Origin of the sequence: Devosia sp., assembly GCF_017744655.1 — a bacterium.
Taxonomy (GTDB): Bacteria; Pseudomonadota; Alphaproteobacteria; order Rhizobiales; family Devosiaceae; genus Devosia.
In genome coordinates this window covers 801,789-820,755 of the sequence record NZ_JAGIAW010000001.1, presented here as the reverse complement: position 1 = coordinate 820,755, position 18,967 = coordinate 801,789, and the positions used below count along the sequence as shown (strand labels likewise).

The 18,967-nt window shown below is 61.4% G+C and carries 20 protein-coding genes and 1 tRNA gene; 4 read left to right on the top strand and 17 right to left on the bottom strand.

Going from position 1 to position 18,967, the window contains the following annotated elements; all coding sequences use genetic code 11:
- Positions 1-90: 90 nt before the first annotated feature.
- Positions 91-1,917: a glutamine--fructose-6-phosphate transaminase (isomerizing) gene (glmS, locus tag J7557_RS04090; protein ID WP_291417568.1), complete on the bottom strand. Its 1,827-nt coding sequence runs from the start codon at positions 1,915-1,917 to the stop codon at positions 91-93.
- 1 nt (position 1,918) lies between these two features.
- Entirely contained in the window at positions 1,919-3,280 is a 1,362-nt protein-coding gene (glmU, locus tag J7557_RS04085) for a bifunctional UDP-N-acetylglucosamine diphosphorylase/glucosamine-1-phosphate N-acetyltransferase GlmU (protein ID WP_291417566.1), read from the bottom strand.
- 140 nt (positions 3,281-3,420) lie between these two features.
- Here glmU and J7557_RS04080 point away from each other — a divergent pair, with 140 nt between their 5' ends.
- Complete coding sequence (locus J7557_RS04080) at positions 3,421-4,176, top strand: hypothetical protein (RefSeq protein WP_291417564.1); 756 nt, start codon at positions 3,421-3,423, stop codon at positions 4,174-4,176.
- Between the two features lie 129 nt (positions 4,177-4,305).
- A tRNA-Lys gene (locus tag J7557_RS04075) sits at positions 4,306-4,380 on the top strand.
- Positions 4,381-4,393: 13 nt separating this feature from the next.
- On the opposite strand, the gene J7557_RS04070 is transcribed toward J7557_RS04075, so the two are convergent.
- Positions 4,394-6,118 (bottom strand): ABC transporter ATP-binding protein, encoded by a 1,725-nt coding sequence (locus J7557_RS04070; RefSeq protein ID WP_291417562.1) that lies wholly within the window; start codon positions 6,116-6,118, stop codon positions 4,394-4,396.
- 382 nt (positions 6,119-6,500) lie between these two features.
- Here J7557_RS04070 and J7557_RS04065 point away from each other — a divergent pair, with 382 nt between their 5' ends.
- Positions 6,501-7,028 (top strand): hypothetical protein, encoded by a 528-nt coding sequence (locus J7557_RS04065; RefSeq protein WP_291417561.1) that lies wholly within the window; start codon positions 6,501-6,503, stop codon positions 7,026-7,028.
- Here J7557_RS04065 and map read toward each other — a convergent pair.
- From map to J7557_RS04045, 4 genes are read right to left on the bottom strand one after another with little or no spacing between them, the layout of a single operon-like run.
- Positions 7,025-7,780: a type I methionyl aminopeptidase gene (gene map, locus J7557_RS04060; protein ID WP_291417559.1), complete on the bottom strand. Its 756-nt coding sequence runs from the start codon at positions 7,778-7,780 to the stop codon at positions 7,025-7,027. The genes J7557_RS04065 and map overlap by 4 nt on opposite strands.
- A gap of 3 nt (positions 7,781-7,783) precedes the next feature.
- The gene (gene pgi / locus J7557_RS04055) at positions 7,784-9,424 is read right to left on the bottom strand and encodes a glucose-6-phosphate isomerase (protein WP_291417557.1); all 1,641 of its coding nucleotides are present in this window, start codon (positions 9,422-9,424) and stop codon (positions 7,784-7,786) included.
- A gap of 24 nt (positions 9,425-9,448) precedes the next feature.
- A complete protein-coding gene (tgt, locus tag J7557_RS04050; RefSeq protein WP_291417554.1) occupies positions 9,449-10,588 on the bottom strand; it encodes a tRNA guanosine(34) transglycosylase Tgt in 1,140 nt (379 codons plus the stop codon).
- Between the two features lie 57 nt (positions 10,589-10,645).
- Positions 10,646-11,434 carry a mechanosensitive ion channel domain-containing protein gene (locus J7557_RS04045; protein ID WP_291417552.1) on the bottom strand — a complete coding sequence of 263 codons (789 nt, stop codon included), beginning with the start codon at positions 11,432-11,434 and terminating at the stop codon, positions 10,646-10,648.
- A 129-nt stretch (positions 11,435-11,563) separates the two neighbouring features.
- Between J7557_RS04045 and J7557_RS04040 the strand changes: the two genes are divergently transcribed.
- On the top strand, positions 11,564-12,001 hold the full coding sequence (locus J7557_RS04040) for a hypothetical protein (protein WP_291417550.1): 438 nt from the start codon (positions 11,564-11,566) through the stop codon (positions 11,999-12,001).
- Between the two features lie 115 nt (positions 12,002-12,116).
- Here J7557_RS04040 and J7557_RS04035 read toward each other — a convergent pair whose 3' ends face one another.
- The 10 genes from J7557_RS04035 to J7557_RS03990 all read right to left on the bottom strand — a co-directional run bounded on the left by J7557_RS04035 (position 12,117) and on the right by J7557_RS03990 (position 18,890).
- On the bottom strand, positions 12,117-12,743 hold the full coding sequence (locus tag J7557_RS04035) for an exopolysaccharide biosynthesis protein (RefSeq protein WP_291417547.1): 627 nt from the start codon (positions 12,741-12,743) through the stop codon (positions 12,117-12,119).
- A complete protein-coding gene (gene queA, locus J7557_RS04030) occupies positions 12,740-13,822 on the bottom strand; it encodes a tRNA preQ1(34) S-adenosylmethionine ribosyltransferase-isomerase QueA (RefSeq protein WP_291417545.1) in 1,083 nt (360 codons plus the stop codon). The genes J7557_RS04035 and queA overlap by 4 nt, the downstream gene beginning before the upstream one ends.
- Positions 13,823-13,882: 60 nt before the next feature.
- Positions 13,883-14,332: a DMT family transporter gene (locus tag J7557_RS04025; protein ID WP_152565822.1), complete on the bottom strand. Its 450-nt coding sequence runs from the start codon at positions 14,330-14,332 to the stop codon at positions 13,883-13,885.
- A 148-nt stretch (positions 14,333-14,480) separates the two neighbouring features.
- A complete protein-coding gene (locus tag J7557_RS04020; RefSeq protein ID WP_291417542.1) occupies positions 14,481-14,993 on the bottom strand; it encodes a peptidylprolyl isomerase in 513 nt (170 codons plus the stop codon).
- A gap of 103 nt (positions 14,994-15,096) precedes the next feature.
- Positions 15,097-15,681 (bottom strand): peptidylprolyl isomerase, encoded by a 585-nt coding sequence (locus tag J7557_RS04015; RefSeq protein ID WP_291418293.1) that lies wholly within the window; start codon positions 15,679-15,681, stop codon positions 15,097-15,099.
- Entirely contained in the window at positions 15,681-16,175 is a 495-nt protein-coding gene (coaD, locus tag J7557_RS04010; RefSeq protein WP_035083140.1) for a pantetheine-phosphate adenylyltransferase, read from the bottom strand. The genes J7557_RS04015 and coaD overlap by 1 nt, the downstream gene beginning before the upstream one ends.
- Positions 16,176-16,208: 33 nt before the next feature.
- Entirely contained in the window at positions 16,209-17,423 is a 1,215-nt protein-coding gene (locus J7557_RS04005; protein WP_291417540.1) for an MFS transporter, read from the bottom strand.
- Complete coding sequence (locus J7557_RS04000; RefSeq protein WP_291417538.1) at positions 17,416-17,802, bottom strand: tautomerase family protein; 387 nt, start codon at positions 17,800-17,802, stop codon at positions 17,416-17,418. Before J7557_RS04000 ends, J7557_RS04005 begins: the two co-directional genes overlap by 8 nt.
- A gap of 3 nt (positions 17,803-17,805) precedes the next feature.
- Positions 17,806-18,270, bottom strand: a complete 465-nt coding sequence (locus J7557_RS03995; RefSeq protein ID WP_291417536.1) for a GNAT family N-acetyltransferase — start codon at positions 18,268-18,270, stop codon at positions 17,806-17,808.
- Entirely contained in the window at positions 18,270-18,890 is a 621-nt protein-coding gene (locus tag J7557_RS03990) for a LysE family translocator (protein ID WP_291417534.1), read from the bottom strand. Before J7557_RS03990 ends, J7557_RS03995 begins: the two co-directional genes overlap by 1 nt.
- Between the last annotated feature and the right edge of the window lie 77 nt (positions 18,891-18,967).

The window sequence follows — 18,967 nt, the reverse complement described above, 5'->3', positions numbered from 1 at the left end:
CGAAAGCGGGAATCTCTGTTTCCGGGCAGGGAGATTCCCGCTTTCGTGGGAATGACGCCGTGGGGAGGACAGGCTGAGAGACTCTCCGCCCTATTCCACGGTCACTGACTTCGCCAAATTCCGCGGCTGATCCACGTCCGTGCCCATAAACACAGCCGTATGATAGGCCAACAATTGCACCGGAATCGTCGCCAGGATCGGCGCGACGAACGGATGCACATGCGGGATCTCGATAATATCCGCCACGCCGTGCCCAACGGTCTTCGCGCCCTCGGCGTCGGTGATGAGAATGATCTTCCCGCCCCGCGCCGCGACTTCCTGCATATTGCTCAGCGTCTTGTCGACCAGCTCGTCCGACGGCGCCACGACGATCACCGGCATGGCTTCGTCCACCAGCGCAATCGGCCCATGCTTCAACTCGCCGGCGGCATAACCTTCGGCGTGAATATAGCTGATTTCCTTGAGCTTTAGCGCACCTTCCATGGCGATCGGGAACATCGGACCGCGCCCGAGATAAAGCACGTCCTTGGCCTTCGACAGGCGCTTGGAAATGTCGATGATCTGGCTTTCAGCGCCCAGCGCCTCGGACACGGCCGAAGGCAATGCCACCAGCGCCCGCACCAGTTCCGCTTCCTGCTCGACGCTCACCACGCCGCGCGCCCGGCCCGCCGCCAGCGAAAGGCTGGCCAGTGCCGTCAACTGCGCCGTCAGCGCCTTGGTCGAAGCAACGCCGATTTCAGGCCCGCAAAGGATCGGAAAAACCACGCCGGATTCACGCGCAATCGTCGATTCCACGGTGTTGACGAGGCTCGCCACATGCTGCCCCTGCCCGGCGCAATAGCGCAGGGCCGCCAGCGTATCGGCCGTTTCGCCCGACTGCGAGATGAACAGCGACAGTCCGTTTTTGTCGAGCGGCGGTTCGCGATAGCGGAATTCACTCGCCACATCTATGTCCACGGGCAGCCGCGCATAGCGTTCGAACCAATATTTCGCGACCGCGCCCGCATAGTAAGCCGTGCCGCAGGCGCTCATGGTCAGGCGCGAAAGATCAGCGAAATCAAAGGGCAGGTTTTCACGGATTGCTACCTTTTCTGCGCCCATGTCCACATAGTGGCTTAGCGTGTGCGAAATGGTTTCTGGCTGCTCGTAGATTTCCTTGGCCATGAAATGGCGATGGTTGCCCTTGTCGACCAGCAGCGCCGACGCCTGCGACAGCAGCTGCTCGCGCTGGACGATGGCATCCTTGCCATCGCGAATGGTCACGCCGGCCGGCGTGATCACAGCCCAGTCGCCATCTTCGAGATAGGTCAGGCGCGAGGTGAACGGCGCCAGCGCCATGGCGTCGGAGCCGAGATACATTTCCGTCGCGCCATAGCCCACGGCCAGCGGCGCCCCATGGCGCGCGGCGATCAGCAGATTGCCCTGTCCCTTGAACAGAAAGGCCAGCGCAAAAGCGCCCTTGAGCTTCTTCAGCGTCCGCGCCACGGCCAATTCCGGGTCGGCGCCATTCGCCAGTTCCCGGCTCACCCAGAGCGCTACGGATTCGGTATCCGTCTGCGTCTGCGGCAAATATCCATCCTGCGCGAGGTCAGCTAGCAGCTCGCGAAAATTCTCGATGATGCCGTTGTGCACCACGGCAACGCGCTCGGTCGCATGCGGATGCGCGTTCTGCTCGGTCGGCGCGCCATGCGTCGCCCAGCGGGTGTGGCCGATGCCGACATGGCCGTCGAGTGGCTCCATGCCGAGCTTGGTGGCAAGATTGCCCAGCTTCCCCTCGGCTCGCCGGCGCGAGATCGCGCCGCCTTCCAGCGTTGCAACACCGGCGCTGTCATAGCCGCGATATTCCAGGCGCTTCAGCGCATCCACAAGGCGACCGGCAACCGGTTCGTTACCAACAATACCAACAATGCCGCACATGTTATTTCCCCTTGGCTGCCAGCTTGGCGGCCTTTTTCGCGAGCGCCAGTTCGCGCAATTTGGGCGCATAGCCCGGCTTGGTTTCCTGCCGCGCCCGGCCAAATGCCAGCGCATCGTCCGGCACGTCCTGCGTAATGACACTCCCCGAAGCCGTATAAGCGCCGTTGCCGATCGTCACCGGCGCCACCAGCGAAGCATTGGACCCGATAAAGGCATTGTCGCCGATAACGGTCTTTTCCTTGTTAACGCCGTCATAGTTACAGGTGATGGTGCCCGCACCGATATTGGTCTTTGAACCAATTTCAGCATCACCAAGATAGCTCAGGTGCCCCGCCTTGGTCCCGGCGCCGATCTTGGACTTCTTCACCTCGACAAAATTGCCCAGGTGCACATCCGGCCCCAGTTCCGCCCCGCCGCGAATGCGGGCGAACGGCCCAATGGTGGCACCCTCGCCAATTACGGCGTCCTCGATGTCGCAAAACGCCCGGATCTCGACATTGTCGGCGATTTTCACGCCCGGCCCGAAGACGACATTGGGAAAAATCGTCACGTCGCGCCCGATTTCCGTGTCCCACGAAAACCAGGTGCTCTTGGGATCGCGCAAGGTGACGCCATTTTCCATGGCTTCAATGCGCTTGAATTCCTGGAACGTCGCCTCGGCCTCCGCGAGCTTGACCCGGTTGTCGACGCCAACCAGTTCATTCGCATCCGCCTCGATGAAATCGACGCGCTTCTTGTCCCCGGCCGCCAGTTCGATTGCGTCGGTTAGATAATATTCGCCCTTGGCATTCTTGTTGTCGATCCGATCGATCACCGACCGCAACGTGTCACCACGGAACCCCAAAATGCCGGAATTGCAGAGGCCAATTCTACGCTCTTCTTCTGTCGCGTCCTTGTGCTCGCGAATGGCCAAGACGCGGTTTCCTTCGGTTAGCAGTCGACCGTAGCCCGTGGGGTTATCCGGCCGGAACCCGACCACCACGATATCGGCGCCGCTATCGAGCCTGTCGGTAATCTCACCAATCGTCTCGCTGGTCACCAGCGGCGTGTCCGCGTAAAGCACCAGAATATGCCCGGTTGCAGCATCATAGGCCGCCCGCGCCTGCTGAACCGCATGCGCCGTGCCCTTGCGCTCCGTCTGCTTGGAGATATGCGCATTCGCCTCAAACCGCGTCACCGCCTGTTCCACGGCTTCATGGTTCGGCCCCACTACGACGGCAATGGTCGAGCCCGCCGCCTTGGCCGTGCGCAGCACGTGGCTGACGACGGGCAGGCCGCCGACCGGGTGCAAAACCTTGGGCACGGATGACTTCATCCGCGTGCCCTCGCCGGCCGCAAGAATGATGGAAAGCAGTTCTGTCATCGCAGCCACTCCAGCTTGCCAGTTTCTTCTTCGCCCATTGCCACAAATTTATGGCGTCTGTCATTGGCGAATAGATAACCAATGACACATTCTAATAGGGCGTAGTGCCCTTGATTCGTTGGGCAATCGAGGATGGACAATTGGTGCAGAATTCAGAACAGTTTCGGCAGTCGGACGTCAAAGTCTGGGGAATAGCCGCGCTTGTCTGCACTGGCCTGGCCGTTCTGGGTGCCAATGTGGGCGGTCTCATTCCCTCTTCGGCCCTGAATGCGCTGCATTCGCCGCGAAACGACGCCGCCTCGCTCTCGCAATTGCGCCAGCAGGTTGCCGAGCTGCGCACCGAAACCGCACAATTGCGCCGCCAGAATGAGGTGCTGACCACCCGCTTCTCGCTGCAGGAACAGTCCGGCAATGAAGTGGTCCGCCGCGTCGGCGCACTGGAGGTCTCCATCCCTGCACTCGCAGAAATGCGTCCAGCGACGGCCCCCATCGATCGCTCCGTTACCACGGCCTCGATCACCAACAATGCAGGGCAGCAGGTAGCAGCCGAAGGCGGCACCGTCGTCGTGCACCAGTCGCCGCTGCAACAGCCCCTGCCCGCGCCCATCGCCGTGCCGAGCGCATCTTCGGGCGCCCAGGTTGGCTATGCTGTTGCCGTCGGCTCCAGCTTCGCCACCGGTCAGGCCGCCACACAGTGGCACGATCTTGAAGTGCGCCTGGGCTCGCTGGTCATCGACATGTCGCCTCTGGTGACCGACGGCACCGGCGCCAATCAGCAGCGCCTGATCCTCGGCCCCATCGCTGAAATGTCGGAAGCGCGCGATCTCTGCCAGCGCCTCGAACAGATGGAAATCGCCTGCTCGCCCACGAGCTTTGCCGGCGCGCCGATCAACTAGGAAGGCCGCCTTCCCCAGCCTTGCACGGCCCCGGTGCGATATTGGTTGACTCCGGGACCATCCTGACTATTTTCCGCGCCAACGCCGCAGGGCGTTTGCACCACATGTCTGCCAAGACATGCAGGAGATGCGCCGGTAGCTCAGTGGTAGAGCATTCGACTTTTAATCGAATGGTCGAGGGTTCGAACCCCTCCCGGCGTACCACTCTTTCCCCAGATCACCCGACAAGACCGAGTTGCTGCGCCGAGTGCAGCTTCGCATAAACGCCGTTGCTGTTGAGCAACGCATCATGCGCCCCCTGCTCGGCAATGCCGTTCTCCGTAAGAACGATGATGCGATGGGCGTGGCGAACCGTTGCCAGGCGATGCGCAATGATCAGCGTGGTGCGACCCGACGACAGGTCATTGAGCGCCTGCTGGATCGCCGCCTCCGTCGCCGTGTCCAGCGCCGAGGTCGCCTCGTCGAGGATCAGGATCGGCGGGTTTTTCAGGAAGATGCGCGCAATGGCGACGCGCTGCTTTTGCCCACCCGAGAGCTTCACCCCGCGCTCGCCGACAACGGTGTCGAGCCCAGCCGGCAGCCCTGCGATCATCTCTTCAAGCCGGGCCCGGCGCGCCGCTTCCATGATCGCCTCATCGCTGGCATCGAGATCGCCATAGGCGATATTCGAGCGCAGCGTGCCGCCAAACAGGAACACGTCCTGCTGCACCACGCCGATCTGCTTGCGCAGCGAGGCCTGGGTCATGTCGGAGATACCGATTCCATCTATGCTGATCCGACCCTCGGTGGTCTCATAGAACCGCGGCAGCAGTGAGCAGAGCGTTGTCTTTCCGGCACCCGAAGGCCCGACAATGGCAACGGTTTCACCTGACGCGATGTCGAGGTTGACGTTGCGCAGGATCGAGCGGCCCTCGTCGTAGGAGAAGGACACGTCCTCGAAGCGGATATGCCCATTGAGACGCTCCACCTCGATGGCGTTGGGGCTGTCGGCGATGTCAGGCTCGGTATCGATCAGATTGGTGAAGCGCCGGAACCCGGCAATGCCCTTGGGATAGCTTTCGAGCACGCCCGTGATCTTGTCGATCGGCCGCAGGAACACGTCCACCAACAGCAGGAAGCTGACGAAACCGCCATAGGTCAGCTCGCCGACCACCACCAGCCAGGCGCCGGCCATCATGATCACCAACTGCACGATGCGCGTAGACAAGAACGTAATAAGCAGGCTCGCCGTCATGATCGCATAGGCCTGCAACTTGGTCTTGCGATAGGCGAGGTTGTTGTCCTGGAACAGGCCGGATTCGTGCCCCTCATTGGCAAAGGCTTTCACCACGCGAATGCCACCAATGGCGTCTTCCACGCGCACATTGAAATCCCCGACCCTGCGGAACAGCTCCTGCCAGTTCTTGGTCATGCGCGAGCCATAGCGCATCACGAGCCAGCTCATAACCGGCACCAGGGCGATGGCGATCAGCGCCAGCTTCCAATTGGTGAAGAACATCAACAGGAACGCGCCGATAAAGGTCATGACGGCGATGAACAGGTCTTCCGGGCCGTGATGCGCGATTTCGCCCACGTCCTCGAGATCCTTGGTCACATGGGTAATGAGGTGCCCGGTCTTGTGATTGTCGAAAAAGCGGAAGCTGAGCTTCTGCATGTGGTCAAAGGCCTGCCGACGCATGTCGGTTTCCATCGACACGCCGAGCACATGGCCGAAATAATTGACGATCGCCTTGAGGCCGGCGCTGACCACATAGATGGCGAGCAGGCCCGCACACGCCGCCAGGATAAGGGAATAGTTCGACTCCGGCAGCAGCGTGTCGATCACATATGCGACCGCCAGTGGGAAAGCGAGCTCCAGCAGGCCCGCGATAACGGCGCACCCGAAGTCGAGAATGAACAGCCCTGTATAGGGGCGGTAGTAGGCATAAAAGCGCTTAAGCATGGTTTGGCCCATCAAGAAGGATACTGGCCGCGATGGTCGGCCGGTAGAGATAACTAGACTTATTTAGTCATATTTGACGTCTGTGGCAACGTGCCCAAGGCCGCTGTCTTGACGTTGCCATACGACTTGGGCATGACCCCGGCAACGCTGTTTCCGACATGACCTCATGCCAAGCTCTTCCACCGACGTCGACCCCTATGCCGAGCTTGACAATCGAGCCGATGCCTACGAGCTGTCGGAGGAGTTTTGCATGCCGGTCGCGGTTCGTAGGCGCCGTCCACCCAGCAGAATTCTGACCCAGCCCGGCCGCCGCCGCCTGTGACGGCTGTCAGAATCGGGCCGGCGAACTCATACTAAACCCCCAGCATCGTGAGGAGGCGACGTGTCTCAGGATACCATGGACCTGCTGAAAGTCCTCGCAGCGGTCTTGCTCGTCTTCGCAGCCTCGACCCTTGCCATGCTCTACGTCATCTTCCTGATGGCGCAATATGGGGCAAACCTGCCCATGGTCGGTGCCGTGCCGCTCTTCGCGCCGCCAGAACTGATCCCGCTTTTGGCCCAGAATCAGGTCTTTGCCACCCTGGCCGCCGTGCATGTCACCGCCACGGGCATCGCCCTCGCCCTCACCAGCAATACCATCGACATGGCGCTGCTGATCACCGCCAAGGCCGTCACAGTCGTCATCACCTCGCTGATCGGCTTTGCCGGCGGGCACATGATCTATCTCCAGCTCAACGAAAACACACCGTTGACGGCATCGGGTATCGCCCCGGCGCTGATCGCGCTGGTCGGCTATTTCCTGCTGTCGACGGCGCTGAGCGTGCCGGCACTGCGCCAACTGGGTAATCTGCGCTTCGTCATCGCCATCGGCTCGATATTGATCGGCCCGATGCTGCTGGTCTGGCTTTAAGCCGCCAGCGTTACGACGATCGCGCCCTTGGGTGTCGCCACGACGGTGTGCTCATACTGCACGCAAGGCGCCATCGGATCGGCAACCAGCGTCCATTCGTCATCCTCGCTCTTTTGCGCGGCAAACTGTCCGCCCAGCGACAGGAACGGCTCAATGGTGAACACCAGCCCATTGCTGATCCGCCGTCGCTCCGACCGGTCCGGCCAGGTCGGGATTTCTCCCGGCTCGTCATGCAGGCTATCGCCCACACCATGGCTGGCGAGGTTCTTGATCAGCGTATAGCCGCCCTTCTTGGCCACCTTGCCGATGGCCGTGCCGATGTCGGCCAGCGGCGCGCCAGCCTTCACGGCATTGATTCCGGCCCACATCGCCTTCTTGCCATCGCGGCAGAGCGTATCGAGCCGCTTGTCGCCCTTGCCCAGCACATAGCTTGCGCCACAGTCGGCAAAGACCCCATTCAGTGCCGCCGACACGTCGATATTGACGAGATCGCCCTCATGCAGCACCCGGTCGCCCGGAATGCCGTGGGCGATCTCTTCATTCACCGAAATGCAGGTCGCCCCCGGAAAATCATAGGTGACGATAGGCGCCGAAAGCGCCCCGTGCTCAGCCAGGATTTTAGCGCCGATCTCATCGAGTTCGAGCGTCGTCATGCCCGGCCGCATGGCCGCGGCCATGGCGTCGCGCGCCACGGCACAGATTCGGCCGATTGCCCTAAGTTTTTCCAGTTGCTCGTCGGTGGTGATGGTCAATGATCAGGCCTTGTTGGCGAGGTAGAATTTGAGGAGACCCTGGGTGGAGCTATCGTGCCCCTCCCCGCTCTGCTCTCCCTGCACCTTCGGCAGCAGCGCCTTGGCGAGCTGCTTGCCCAGTTCCACGCCCCATTGGTCGTAGGAATTGACGTTCCAGATGACACCCTGCACGAACACCTTGTGCTCATAGAGCGCCACGAGCGAGCCCAGCAATTCCGGCGTCAGCTGTTTGTAGAACAGCGTATTGCTCGGACGATTGCCCGGGAACACCTTGTGCGGGGTGAGTTCCTTGATCTTGTCCTTGTCGAGGCCCTGCGCCTTGAGTTCGGCCACGACCTCTTCCTCGGTCTTGCCCAACATCAGCGCTTCCGACTGCGCCAGGACGTTAGCCACCAGCTTGTCATGGTGCGGCGGCAGCTTTTCATGCGGCTGCGCGGCGATCAGGAAATCGCAGGGAATGACGTCCGTACCCTGATGGATCAGCTGATAGAAAGCATGCTGTCCATTGGTGCCCGGCTCGCCCCAGACGATCGGGCCCGTCGACCAGCCCACCGGCTTGCCGTTGAGTGTGACGGACTTGCCGTTCGATTCCATATCCTGCTGCTGCAGATAGGCCGGGAACCTGCTCAGCCGCTGATCATAGGGCAGTACGGCATGGGTCGAAAAACCCCAGACATTCCGATACCAGACGCCAAGCAGGCCCATGATCACCGGCAGATTGCTTTCCAGCGGCGTCTCGAGGAAATGCCGGTCCATCGCATCGGCGCCAGCCAAAAACTTTGCAAAATTGTCATAGCCGACGGCCAGCGCCACCGGCAGGCCGATGGCCGACCACACCGAATAGCGGCCGCCAACCCAGTCCCAGAACCCAAAAATGCGGTCTTCGCGAATGCCGAACTTGGCGCAGGCCGGCAGATTGGTCGAAACCGCTGCAAAGTGGTTCGGCACCGCCTCTTCGCCCAAGGCATCAGCCAGCCACTTACGGGCCGAATGCGCATTGGTCATGGTCTCGTCGGTCGTAAAGGTCTTAGAAGCGACGATGAACAGCGTCTTCTTGGGATCGAGCCCCTTCAGGATGTCATGGATATGCGCGCCATCCACATTGGAGACGTAATGGGCGCGGAGGTCCGGCCGCGTATAGGGCGCCAGCGCCAGCGTCACCATCACCGGGCCGAGATCCGACCCGCCAATGCCGATATTGACCACATCGGTAATCTGCTCGCCGCCATGCCCGCGGATTTCGCCGCTGCGCACAGCATTGGTATAGGTCTCGATAGCCTTCAGCACCGCCCGCACGTCGGGCATCACGTCCTTGCCATCGACTTCAACAGGCTTGTCGCCCTGATAGCGCAGCGCCATGTGCATCACGGCGCGGTCTTCGGTGATGTTGATGTGCTCGCCTTCGCACATCTGCGTACGACGCTCTTCGACGCCGGCAGCGCGTGCGAGGTCGAACAGCGCCGCCATCACCTCTTCGTCGATCCGGTTCTTCGAATAATCGAGAAGAATGTCAGCGCCCGACACCGAAAAACGCTGGAAGCGGTTCGGGTCTTCCGCGAACAGCAGCCGCATCGGCTGGCCCTCGATTGCCTTCTTGAGCTTGCCCAGCGTTTCGAACCCGGCCTTGCGTCCCGACTTAGCCATCAGCGTCTTCTCCAAGGAGTTTTCTTACAGGACCGGCAGATCGCCGGCAGCCCATGCGGCGCGCGTTTCGGCCGCAAAATCGGCCATGCGGCCGGCTTCGATAGCCGCCCGCGTGCCCGCGGTCAGCTCTTGATAATAGGCAAGGTTGATCTGCGAAAGGACCATGGCACCCAAAATCTCTTCCGTCCTTACCAGATGGTGGAGATAGGCTCGGCTCCAGCGCCGGCAATTGGGATTGGGCGACGCTTCGTCGAGCGGACGATGGTCATCCTTGTGCCGCGCATTCTTCAGATTGATGACACCGAAGCGCGTATAGGCATGGCCATGGCGCCCGGCACGCGTCGGATGCACGCAGTCGAACATGTCGACGCCGCGCTCGATGCCGCCCAGAATATCATCCGGCTTGCCCACGCCCATCAGATAGCGCGGCCGATCCGTCGGCAGTTCCGGCGTGATATCAGACAGCACGCGGAACATGACTTCCTGTGGCTCGCCCACGGCCAGCCCGCCGATGGAATAGCCGTCAAACCCAATCGACTTGAGCCCCGCCGCCGACTTGGCCCGAAGCTCGGCATCGTCGCCGCCCTGCACAATACCGAACAAAGCCCGGTTCTGCTGATTGTTGAACGCGGTCTTCGATCGATCCGCCCAGCGGAGCGACAACTCCATCGCGCGCTCGATTTCCTTGCGCTCGGCCGGCAGCGCAATGCACTCGTCGAGCTGCATGATGATATCGCTATCGAGCAGCGTCTGAATCTCGATCGATCGCTCAGGCGTCAGCTCATACGAGGAGCCGTCGATGTGCGACTTGAAGGTCACGCCCTTCTCGGTGAGCTTCCGAAGCTTTGCGAGCGACATGACCTGAAACCCGCCGCTATCGGTCAGGATCGGCCGCTGCCAGTCCATGAAGGTATGGAGGCCACCGAGCGAAGCCACGCGCTCCGCACCGGGCCGCAGCATCAGGTGATAAGTGTTCCCAAGCAGAATATCGGCGCCGGTCTCGCGCACCTGCTCGGGATACATGGCCTTAACGGTGCCTGCCGTGCCCACCGGCATGAAGGCCGGCGTATTGATCTCGCCCCTCGGCGTGTCGATACGGCCGCGCCGCGCCGCGCCATCGGTTGCGAGAAGGGAGAAGGTAACCTGTTTCGTCGTCGTGCTCATGGGCCGGGTTTCTAGCGGGTTGCCCCGCCAGAATAAAGGGCCCCAGCCACTAAAGCTTCAGGTCGTCGCCGCCGCGAAATTGTTGTTGCGCTCAAGAGCGACCTTGAGCCGCTCCTGCACGACCGAACGGGCCTGCCACCAGTCGTCGCTCCGCACCGGAACCCGCACCACCACCGTCATCGTGCTGTCGCCGAGCGTATCAAGCCAAATGTCAGGTTTGGCCGCGCTTGCGGAATATTCCGTCGCCACGGCTTGAGTCACTTCCGCGCGCACCCGATCGAGATCGGCCGAGCGCGGCACGTTGAATTTCACCTCGACGATCCGCGACGTTTCCCGGCTGTAATTGATGATTTTTGCGTTCGAGAGCTTTGAATTCGGCGCAAAGAGGTAGAGCCCGTCAATCGTCCGCAACTGCGTCGCGAAAAGCCCGACCTCTACCACTGTGCCGACAATCCCGTCCGCATCGATATAGTCACCCGAATTAAACGGCCGCAGGAAGACCAGCATGATGCCTGCCGCGATATTGGCGAGCGTCCCCTGCAAAGCCAGCGCGATAGCCAGACCCGCCGCACCCAGCACGGCGAGGATTGACGCCGTCTGCACCCCGAATTGCCCCAACACGACGATGACGGTGACAAACAGGATGCCATATCGCACCACCTGCCCCGCCAGCGGCGCGATGGTGGCATTGTGCTTCATGCGCGCGGCCAGAAAGCCGGTGACATAGCGCGACACGATCTTGGAAATCACCCAGCCCGCCGCCAATACCAGCAGTGCGATCACCAGCGACCAGGCATTGGCGATGACCCAGGCGGCCGAGATTCCGAAAATTTCCGCTTCTTGCATTCCACGTTCCCCGTATTAGTCGAGGACGAAAATCCTGACCGTTGAGATGGTTGCAGCGCAACGCCGTCCGATTTTCGCCACGCTCGCCTGTCCCTATTCCAAAATTACGTTCAGTTGTTGAGGCCAACCATGTTCCGTACCGCTCTTCTCGTCGCCGCCATTTCCCTCGCCACACTGCCCGCTTTTGCGCAGGATGTGAACGAAATCGAAGGCCTCTATTCAGGCAGCGGCGAAGGCGATCTGACGCTCGACCTCACCCATATCGAGGATGATCGCTATTCCATCTCGATCAATACGGTGGTGCCAATCCAGGAAGAATTCATGGGCTGCGCAGGTGGCATCGAGGGCGAAGTCCTGCTCTCCAAAAAGGGCGGCAATTTCTTCGTCGAAAACGAAATGTACGAGCCCGGAGACGAGTCACCGCTCAACCAGCGCTATTGCGAAATCGGCATCGCTTTCGATGGCCAAGGTGGCGTCGTTCTCGAGGAACGCGACGGGTGCCTTGAATATCACGGCGCTTCCTGCGGCTTCTCCGGCACGCTCACTCACGACGCGGCCGGGATCTGAAGTCCGCCCCAGAACCTCACCAGTCGCAATTCCATTTTCATTGCCAGGCTTGTCCCGGCAATCCATCTCGCCTCCGCCTGGGGACACCGGGGCACGCCGGCGCGATAGACTGGGGCTAAAACACCGTATTGACGGCATGCATGCCGAGGTTGATCGCCCCGAACACCAGGGCGATCTCCACCCCCAGCCCGAGAACACAAATCGCGGCCCCTATAACCGCCCCAATGCCATCCCGGTTTAGCATCGAAAAGGCCAGCACGCAGAGCCCGACATTCGGCACGGCATTGGAAAAGGGAATCGGCACTGTCATCGCCACGCTGATCACCATGGCGAAAATCCCGTAGGGAATAGTCGCAGCGGCGCCAGTCAGCCAGCGCATCCGAGGCCGCGAAAATCGCGCGATGATCCCTGTGACCTTCACCACCTGCTCGCTCCCCTTGAGCAGCGGCGCCACAGGCAGCTTGCGCTCACCGATGATGCGAGGCAGACGCACCGGCTTCCCCAACACCATGGCAACGGCCACGGCAAAGGTCGTCCAGGCAATGACCCCGCCAAAACCTGGCGGGCCCGGGATCATGTTGAGCAGCGTCAGCATCAGGATCAGCAGCCGATGCGACCCCTGCCCCATGGCCTCTATAAGCCGTTGAAATGTGAGCTTTTCATCGCCCGATGCCGCAACCGTCCGCAGCCCAATCACGATCCGATTGGTATAGCGAACGATTGGCGGCGTACCGCGCTTCACGCCTCGTCGTCCTCGTCTCCGCCAGCGCGGAACAGCAACGACGAGTCGCCATAGGAATAAAACCGGTAACCATTCGATATCGCGTGATGATACGCGGCCTTCATCTGGTCGAGCCCCGAAAAGGCGCTGACCAGCATGAACAGGGTCGACTTCGGCAGGTGGAAATTGGTCATCAGGATATCGACGGTCCGGAACTTGAAGCCCGGCGTGATGAAGATATCCGTGTCGCCGATGAACGGCTGCAACCGCCCGGTCGCCCGCGACGCTGTCTCCAGCAGCCGCAAACTGGTGGTTCCAACTGCAATGACGCGCCCACCCAGCGCCCGCTTGGCGTTGATCCGCTCTACCGTCGCCTGATCGATATCGCCCCATTCCGAGTGCATGACATGATCTTCCGTGTCATCCACTTTCATCGGCAAGAACGTTCCCGCCCCAACATGCAGAGTCACCCGCTCCATGGTCACGCCGCGATCGCTCAACTGCTGCAGCAACTTTTCGGTGAAATGCAGCCCTGCCGTCGGCGCCGCCACAGCGCCATCCTCAGCGGCATAAACCGTCTGATAGTCGACCTTATCGCGTTCCTCGACCGCCCGCTTGGCCCCGATATAGGGCGGCAGCGGCATGGCGCCGTGCGATTTGATCGCCTCGTCGAGCTGCGCCCCGCCCAATTCGAACTCGAGCGTCACTTCTCCCGTGTCGCCCTTTCCCGCAACCCGGGCCTTCAGCGCATCCGCCTGACCATTGCCCAGCTCCAGCGCATCGAGCAGCGCCAGCTTCTTGGCCGGCCGCGCAAAGGCCCGCCAGGTATGCGCGTCGACACGCTTGTGTAGGTTGAACGAGACGTTCGCCCGCGTCTCCCCGCGCACCCGTGTGCCCCGCAATTCCGCCGGCAGAACGCGCGTATCGTTGACGACAAGCACATCGCCCGGCTGAAAAAGTTCCAGCAGATCCGGAATATGCCGGTCCTGCAATGCCTCGCCCGGCCGCACCACCAGCAGTCGCGCAGAGTCGCGCGGCTCTGCCGGATGCAGGGCGATCAGTTTTTCGGGCAGGTCGAAGTCGAATTCGGAAACACGCATGTTGGGCTCGTTAGCATGTGTTCGGCTTCGCGAAAACGGGGCAAAATCAGCAAGGTTGCCCTAAAGCACCCTGATCATCACCGCGCCAACGATCAGCAATGCGGCGCCGGCCACGCGCCCCATGGTGATCTCGCGCACCGCCATGCCCATGAAGCCAACCTTGTCGAGCACGAGCCCGGCCATGAGCTGTCCCGTCACTGAAAGCGCCATCACCGCCGCCGCGCCAATCATCGGTGTCAGCGTGATGTTGGAAAACACATAGAACGCGCCAAGCAGCCCGCCTGCCACCAGCGTCCATTGCGCAGGCGCAGCGAAATTTATCGGCGTTGCAGTGAGATGGCTGAAGAGAAAGGCGAGCGCCCAAAGCACCACGCCACCGGCCAGAAACGACACGGCCGCCGCCGCAATCGGTACTTCGAGCGCGCGACCGAGCCCGGCATTGATCGGCGCCTGCACGGCAATGCAAGCACCTGCGAAGACGCCCATCAGCGCCCAAAGCAGAGTATCCATTTTCAAAATCTTGGTCCTGAATGCGAGCGACGGAATCAGCCGTCACGGCGGGTCAGGATCGCCCAGATGGACCACTCAGGTCCAGCGCTCGCCATATGCCTGGCGCGCCGCAAATAAAAGGCTGGCGGCCGTGGCCGCCAGCAAAATCTCAGGCGATATCGGCCGCGACTTTAACGGAAACCATCTTGTCGGGATTGATGACGGGTTCGCCGCGCTTGATCTGGTCGACATTTTCCATGCCTTCGATGACCTGTCCCCAAACGGTGTACTGACGATCGAGGAAGCGTGCATCACCAAAGCAGATGAAGAACTGCGAGTTCGCGCTGTTCGGATCCTGCGAGCGGGCCATCGAGGCCGTGCCGCGAACGTGGGGCTCGGCGTTGAATTCCTGCTTGAGGTTCGGATAGGACGAACCGCCGGTACCGGTGCGGGACGGATTGAAGTCGGCCGAATTCGAATTGCCGAACTTCACGTCGCCGGTCTGAGCCATGAAGCCGTCGATCACGCGGTGAAACACCACACCGTCATAGGCGCCTTCGCGGGCGAGCTTCTTGATGTGATCGACATGGCCCGGGGCCAGGTCTGGACGCATCGCGATAACCACATTGCCCTTGGTCGTTTCGATGACGAGGGTGTTTTCGGGATCGGCGTAATCGGCCATGATTTTCGCTTTCTGGAAAAATGAAGTGGCCCGGATTTAGGGCCTATGCCACGCAAGTGCAAGGCGGCCCGGCACTTTCCGAGCCGCCAAAACGACGGTGCGCTTACTTATTCTCGATCGTGGCCTTCACGATCTTGTCGGGATTGGCGACTGCGCCATTGGCACTCTGCGGGCCCTTTTCCAGCGCATCGACGAATTCCATGCCCGACACGACCTTGCCGAACACCGTGTACTGGCCATCGAGGAAGCTGGCATCGGCCGTGGTGATGAAGAACTGCGAATTGAACGAGTTCGGGTCCTGCGCACGCGCCGCGCCGACGACACCGCGCTGGAAGCTTTCGGAATTGAACTCGGCCTGCACGTCCGGCTGGTCCGAACCACCCATGCCGGCCTGCGCCAGGTTAAAGCTGGGCGAATCCGACTTGCCGAACTGCACGTCGCCCGTCTGGGCCATAAAACCATCGATCACGCGGTGAAACACCACACCGTCATAAGAGCCAGCCTCGGTCAGCGCGATGACGCGCTCGACATGCTTGGGCGCCAGTTCGGGCAGCAGTTCGATATCGACCGTGCCGTCTTCCAGCGTCAGGATCAGATGCGGCTTGCCAGTCTGCGCCATCGCCGGCACGGCGGACAGGGCAAGAGCGGAAATGGCGAGGCCGGCGAAGAGGCGGCGGGAAAAGGTCATCATGATGCTTTCAAGGCCTTGAGGACGATTGGCGGAACGAAGGCGGAAATATCTCCACCCATCTCGGCGATCTGACGCACCAATGTGGCCGAGATATGCCGCACGGGCGGGCTCGATGGCAGGAAGACCGTCTGCAGGTCCGGCGCCATCTGCGCATTCATGCCCACCATCTGCATTTCGTAATTGTAGTCGGTGGTATCGCGCAGGCCGCGAATGATCAGCTTCGCGCCATGCTCGCGGGCCGCATTGACCATCAGGCCCGAGAAATCGACGATCTTGAATTCAGTGTTGGTACGAATGCCCACCGGCCCCAGCACTTGCTGCAGAATGGCGTGCCGGTCGGCGTGGGAAAACATTGGATTCTTCTTGGTGGCGCTGACGCCGACGCCAACCACCAGCGTATCCACCAGCTTGCAGGCGCGCTCAATCACGTCGAGATGCCCATTGGTCAGTGGATCGAACGAACCGGGATAAAACCCAACCAGACCGTTCATCGGCCCCTCCCCTTTGTAGTCATTCGGTTTTTGTCATGGGCCGCGATGCGAGGCAAGCGTAACGGCGCCGAGCAGCACCAGGACGCAGCCGCCCGCGAGGAAGGCCATCGGCGTCCCCCACTGGCTGGCAATAAAGCTGCCGATCAGCGGCGCTGATAGCATGGTCAGCGTGATAACGGCTTCGCCCGCGGCAAACACCCGCGCAATCCGGTCCGGCGGCGCATCCGCCTGGACGATAGTGCGATAGGGCACGAGCATGAAAGCCGTCGCTGCGCCCATGAAGCAGAGGACCAACAGGAAGGCCGGCAGCGGCATCGACCAACCCATCACCGCGGCAACAGCCACGGCACACGTCGTCAAACCCGAAATCACTGCCGCCAGCGACATGGTCAGCATTGGCCGCTTGCCCGCCATGCTCCCGGCCACCAGCGCCCCAACCAGCCCGCCCAGCCCCGAGGCCGAAATCGACAGGCCGAAGGCCGTGGCGTCGAAGCCAAACCCTTCCGCCAGCAGCGCAATCAGCGCGTCATAGAGAAAGAACGCGAAATAGGCGCAGGCCGAAAAAATCAGCGCGACAAGGAGCCCCCGGCTCCGCCTGAACTCGCTGATGCCCTTCAGCGACTCGGTGAAGAACTTTCCTTTTTCTTCGGTAGAAGTCGGCCGCGGCGGTAGCACTACGGTCAACGCAATCAGCGTCGCCACCAGCGATAGCCCTGCATTGAGCATGAAAATGCTCTGCGCCGACCAGAAAGCCAGCAAAAGACCGCCCAAAGCCGGCCCGGCAATCTTGGACGTCTGGTTGATCGCCTGATGCAGCCCGTTGGCGACCCCGCGCAGCTCCTCCGGCGTACTCGCCTGGATCGCCGCCTGCCGGGCCGGCGTAAAGGCCGAGTCGATGCAGCCACGAACGAAAACCAGCGCCAGCAGCACCGCCGTATCGCCGGCAAAGGCAAATCCCAACGTTGCGAGACCCCGCCCCAGATTGCTCACCACCAGCACGGTCCGGATCGGCACCCGATCCACCACCACAGCGATAAACGGCCCGACCAATATATACGGCAGGCTCAGCGCCAGCGCGAACATCGCCAGCGCAAAGGGCCCCTCGCCCCAGGCAAAAACCACCAGCGCAACGACGGCTGCATAGTCCAGCCAATCGGCAAAATCGGCCGGAATACTGGCAGCAGCAAGCCGTCGCGGAACCGGCAGCCGCAGAAGCGCGCCATAGCCTCCAGACTTCACCTCAGACATCGACCTTGAAGCCCAGTTCTATTTCGCTCGCCGGCAGGCCCCTGAGCCCCCAGTTCTCGCGCGGAACCTCGTGCAGGATGACCTTGATGTCATGCGCCGCAAGCCCGAACGCCGCCAGTTCCGTCACCAGCGCCGCGTAGAGCCGGCGTTTCGCCTCGATTGTCCGGCCTGTAAACAGGCTGATCTCGATCACCACATAGCGCTCGCCGACATGTGGCGGCGCAATCATCGCGTCCTGATCGAACTCCACCAGCCGAATGCAGCGGTCGTTTTCCGGAATGAGGATGCCCGTCATCAGCGCGCGCTGCACAGCCTCGATGAACTCGCGCTTCTGCGTCCCGAGCCAGCCACGGCGCGTCTCTATTCGTGTCGATGGCATACGCTATCCCCTTGCGAACGTTCGCTTGAAAACGTCGAGCGCATCGTCGCCGACATTGTCTTCAATCAGTTCCCAGCCCTGCCCGCGATAGTAGGATCGCAACGGCTGCCGCGCTGCCAGATAGGCACAATCGAATCCTGCGGCCACAAGCCTTTGAAGCGCCATCTCAACCAATCTGCCGCCGAGATTGCAACCACGCCGGTCGGGTTCTACCCAAAGCGCAGCGACGCAAGGCCCCAGATCCGGTCGGGCCGCGATATCGCTCGCGATGCAGGTAACCGTTCCGGCGAATTTTTCGTCTTCGACGCCGATCAGCGTGAACGGAAACGCGGCGGACGCAATGACGGCAGAAAGGGCGGCCTCGACATCGCTCAACGATGCCCCGGACGGTTTCCACCAAGCATTCCAGATGCGATCCGCAACCACGTTGAAAAACTGCGGCCTCGCCTTGAGGTCAACGATCTCCATCAGGCCCGTTTCTGCAGCGCCAGCCAAACCCCACCAAGCATGAGGATTACCCCGGAGAGCCGCGACACCATGCGAACCCGCGCGGCGCTCAAGAGCCCACGCGCCCTGCCGGCCACCACGGCATAGATTGCGTCGGTCGAACCGGCCACCAGCATGAAGAATAGGCCGAGGACCATCACCTGCGGAAAGGTCGGCCGCGACACGTCGACGAACTGCGGCAGGAACGCCCCGAGGAAGATAAGAGCCTTGGGATTGGAGAGGATTACGACAAATCCCTCAAGTGCCGTGCGAAGATTGGATTTTCCCCGCTCGGCCTCGACCGTGCCGAGATCGCCATCGCTGCGCAGCATCTTGAAGCCGAGCCAGATGAGATAGGCCGCGCCGATCAGCTTGATCCAGTCAAACGCCGCGCCCATGAACGCCACCAGCGCCTGCATGCCCAGCGCCACCACCAATGTCATCACCAGAAAGCCCGCCTGCGTTCCGGCGACGATGGCGAGCCCTGCCCCCGTGCCGCGCGCTAGCGAATTGGCGACGATGACGGTCACCGTCGGCCCTGGCACGATGGCCAGCAGAAAGCATGCCCCAAGATAAGGAATGAGCGTCGAAATATCGAACACGGTGAGTCTCCTCTCAGGAGCGAGCAAGCCACCGGGCGTCAGAAAAGACAAGAGGCGCCGGCGCGCCCCTTGATTCC